The organism is Armatimonas sp. (genome assembly GCF_043760365.1).
In the GTDB taxonomy this organism is placed as follows: domain Bacteria; phylum Armatimonadota; class Armatimonadia; order Armatimonadales; family Armatimonadaceae; genus Armatimonas.
In genome coordinates this window covers 1-2,864 of record NZ_JAYUPA010000942.1, presented here as the reverse complement: position 1 = coordinate 2,864, position 2,864 = coordinate 1, and the positions used below count along the sequence as shown (strand labels likewise).

5 protein-coding genes are annotated in these 2,864 nt (G+C 55.0%); all 5 read right to left on the bottom strand.

The genetic code is table 11. The annotated features are described in order from the left end of the window. On the bottom strand, window positions 1-374 hold a 374-nt coding region (locus ACH2EH_RS23790; RefSeq protein WP_395145708.1), incomplete at its 3' end, for a uracil-DNA glycosylase family protein. A 51-nt stretch (window positions 375-425) separates the two neighbouring features. Beyond that, window positions 426-698: a hypothetical protein gene (locus ACH2EH_RS23785; protein WP_395145706.1), complete on the bottom strand. Its 273-nt coding sequence runs from the start codon at window positions 696-698 to the stop codon at window positions 426-428. A 67-nt stretch (window positions 699-765) separates the two neighbouring features. Next, the gene (locus tag ACH2EH_RS23780) at window positions 766-2,025 is read right to left on the bottom strand and encodes a hypothetical protein (RefSeq protein WP_395145705.1); all 1,260 of its coding nucleotides are present in this window, start codon (window positions 2,023-2,025) and stop codon (window positions 766-768) included. A gap of 3 nt (window positions 2,026-2,028) precedes the next feature. After that, on the bottom strand, window positions 2,029-2,379 hold the full coding sequence (locus tag ACH2EH_RS23775) for a hypothetical protein (RefSeq protein WP_395145703.1): 351 nt from the start codon (window positions 2,377-2,379) through the stop codon (window positions 2,029-2,031). 233 nt (window positions 2,380-2,612) lie between these two features. Continuing rightward, window positions 2,613-2,864, bottom strand: a 252-nt coding sequence (locus ACH2EH_RS23770) for an RNA polymerase sigma factor (RefSeq protein ID WP_395145701.1), incomplete at its 5' end; no start/stop codon positions are given.

Sequence of the window (2,864 nt, the reverse complement as noted above, 5' to 3'; positions counted from 1 at the left end):
TTGGAGAGAAATGTCTTGATGGCGAGCCCGCCAAAGAGTACGATAGCGCGTGGCGCAACGGCAGCAAGCTCTGCATCCAACCAAGTGCGGCAGAGCTTCTGCTCGGCAGGCGACGGCACACGATCTTTCGAGCTGCCCGGATTGCGCCCGGGGAAGCACTTGGTAATTGCTGCGGCGTAGATGCGTGTTCCAAAGTCAGACTCCTCAAAGCCGGACTCTAAAAACCAGCCACGGAGCTTGCGACCTGCCGGGCCTTCGTAGAAACGACCTGATGCATGGTCTGTTCGCGAGGGGGCTTGTCCAATCAAAAAGATGCTCGCGTGGGGCTGGCCCAGTACCAGGGGACGCGCTTCTGAGATAAATCCAGTATCCACGCATTTTGTGCAGGCGCGGATCTCCTGCTGTAAGACGGTCAAGTTCACATGCTATTGTAGCCGCTTGCTCAGCCAGATAGTCTCACTTAATAGCATACGTGGGGTGCCCGCGTAGTTCCAGACGAGGCGCTTTAGGTGCCAGATATGCAAATCCGAGAGGAGAAGAAGCGGCGAGCACGGTGCTCCCGCGAGCTCACAAAGCGCTACCAGTGTCTCGTGAGCTGCAATCCGATCACTCTCAGACGCGTTCAAGAAACGCTGACAAAGCAAGGTCATCTCCTGTCTTTCGGCAGTATCGAGCGGGCAAAACCCAAGTGTAAACATTTGGGACTCCTTCCGCTTTAAGTCTACCGACCAGGGCTGAAGGAGTCCTTAAGAACTTGTTACAATCTTACAGGAAATCTATGGGAATCCGCCGCGAGCCCTGGGGAAGGCTTCGCGCGGCACCACGGTAGGCATCCACTTGGCTATTGTAGCGTGTTAGCGACGGTGCCGTGCTTCGGAAGAGATTCACGCTCTCGTTGCTCGTGGAACGACTGCGGCTTTTATAGCGCTTGCCAATACGAATCACTGGCTTTCCATCGGGGCCGCTCTCAGCAACCCAGCCCACCTCGATGCTCTCACAGATCATGTCCAGCGCCGTGGAGAGAGGAACATTGGAGAAGGTGAACGACTTGGCATCCGTGGGAAGATCATCGGCGAGTGCGTAGCTCAGGTCGGCGTCTTTGAGGAGCTCCTTGAAGCACTCCCGCACATCAGTGTTTTTCTTGTCTAAGGAGACGCGCTTGCTGAGAAATATGGCCGAGCGAAAGCGGTTGCCAATAACCGGAAGATCACCCAGGAAGGGCACACTAGGAGCAGATATCCGGAAGTTAAAGCCAGGTCCAGGGTGCTTCTTACTGAAGCTGATCTTGATCTTGTCGCCTTTTTTCTCCGCCTTCCAACCGCAGTCGAGCCAGCCCGCTGCATTGTCCAGAGCATTGCCGACCGAGATTCCCTTCATCGTAATTTTGACTTGAACATTGCTTTTGATACCCTCTTCCAGCTCATATTCCAGCCCGGCTTTCTCGCAGATCTGCTTTACTATATCGAGCGCAGTCCCGTCTTTGACCTCTATATCGAGCTTCTTTGTCGGTAGGTCTTTGTAGCGCTCCGACGTCCCTAGCACATAGGTACTACCCGGGCGAAACCCTGTCGCGTCAAAGCCTGGGAAGGGGGTGGCTAGACTGCCACTGAGGGTACGTACCGTGGGCTCAGCGGTGCGCTTGCGAAGCTCGACCGTTGTTTTACCGTCCTCGTTGAGGATAAAGGCTTGTGCACCGTAGAGTCGGCTAATGGATGCCATCGCATCCCGCGCATTGACATCGTCCATTTTCAGGCTAAGCTTGCTTTTGTTGCCTTTGGTCTGGTCATCAATTTTCTCAAACTTGACTTTGGCCGCCTCCAGAATTTTCTTGATTGCCTCTTCGAGGGTTGCATTCTTGAAGTCAATATTGATGGTCTTGCTAAACCAGTCCGGCTCGTTAGTCGTGACACTCTGGGCACGTGCCGAGCCACGGGTTGCTCCCTGAACCGTCGTGGTGACGGTGTCCTGGGCAAGTGCGGGGACGGTGGCGGCGAGCGCAAAAAAAGAAAGAAGTAGTTGTTTCATTATTTAGTTCTCCTGTTGAGATTCGGAATAGATAACATCGGGGTCTTCGAGAGCGACCGCTACGGGCATGTACTGGACGCTTTCCCCATCAGCGGAAGGCTGCGCATAGTAGGCCGGTGTGTAGAGTGGTTTTTCCACCGCAACGCGACTCACTGTCCCCACGGAGTCGCCGGGGGTGTCCACGGCAACAGAAAAGCGCCGCGCGGGCGGAGATTCTTGTCTCTTCTTCGGAATTTCTTTGAAATACCTTGGGGATTCCTCAAAATGCGTCGGCTTTTGCTCGGATTGCTTCGACATTTTCTTAGTTTGCCCCGGCGTTGGCTGAATTTTCCGTTCGATGTGCGGTTTTATCATTGGCTTTGCCTCAGGAAGTAGCTTGTCAACCCGTACGACAATGAGTATACAGGCAGCCCCTGCCATTACCGTGGCGAATAAGACACTTCGGGGGCGCGCAATTCCGATGGGGCGAAGGGGAGGGCGCTCTCGTCCGGCGAGGGCACGCCGTTCCAGTCCTAGGGGCATTTCAGAATTAGGACGCCAGTCAGCGGCATCTTTGAGTTTTTCTTCGATCTCCATATGTCCTCCTCTTACGCCCCCTCCCCGATTTGAAGAGGGGGGTAACTGTCTATCTCTTTCTCGCCGAGGGCTCCTGAGAGCCGCTTCAGCCCCACTTTAACCCGACTACGGATGGTGCTCTCTGGCACCCCTTCGAGGCGTGCAATCTCGGCGATACTGTATTCCTCGAAGTAGATCAAGTGGATCGGTGTTCTCTCTTTTTCTCCCAAACGGGCGACGGCGGTGCGCACTCGGCGCTGCTGCTCCTGACGCTCGGCTTGCTC

Coding starts and splice junctions, on each gene's coding strand:
- ACH2EH_RS23785 (WP_395145706.1), bottom strand. CDS start 698: ATGTTTACACTTGGGTTTTGCCCGCTCGATACTGCCGAAAGACAGGAG.
- ACH2EH_RS23780 (WP_395145705.1), bottom strand. CDS start 2,025: ATGAAACAACTACTTCTTTCTTTTTTTGCGCTCGCCGCCACCGTCCCC.
- ACH2EH_RS23775 (WP_395145703.1), bottom strand. CDS start 2,379: ATGATAAAACCGCACATCGAACGGAAAATTCAGCCAACGCCGGGGCAA.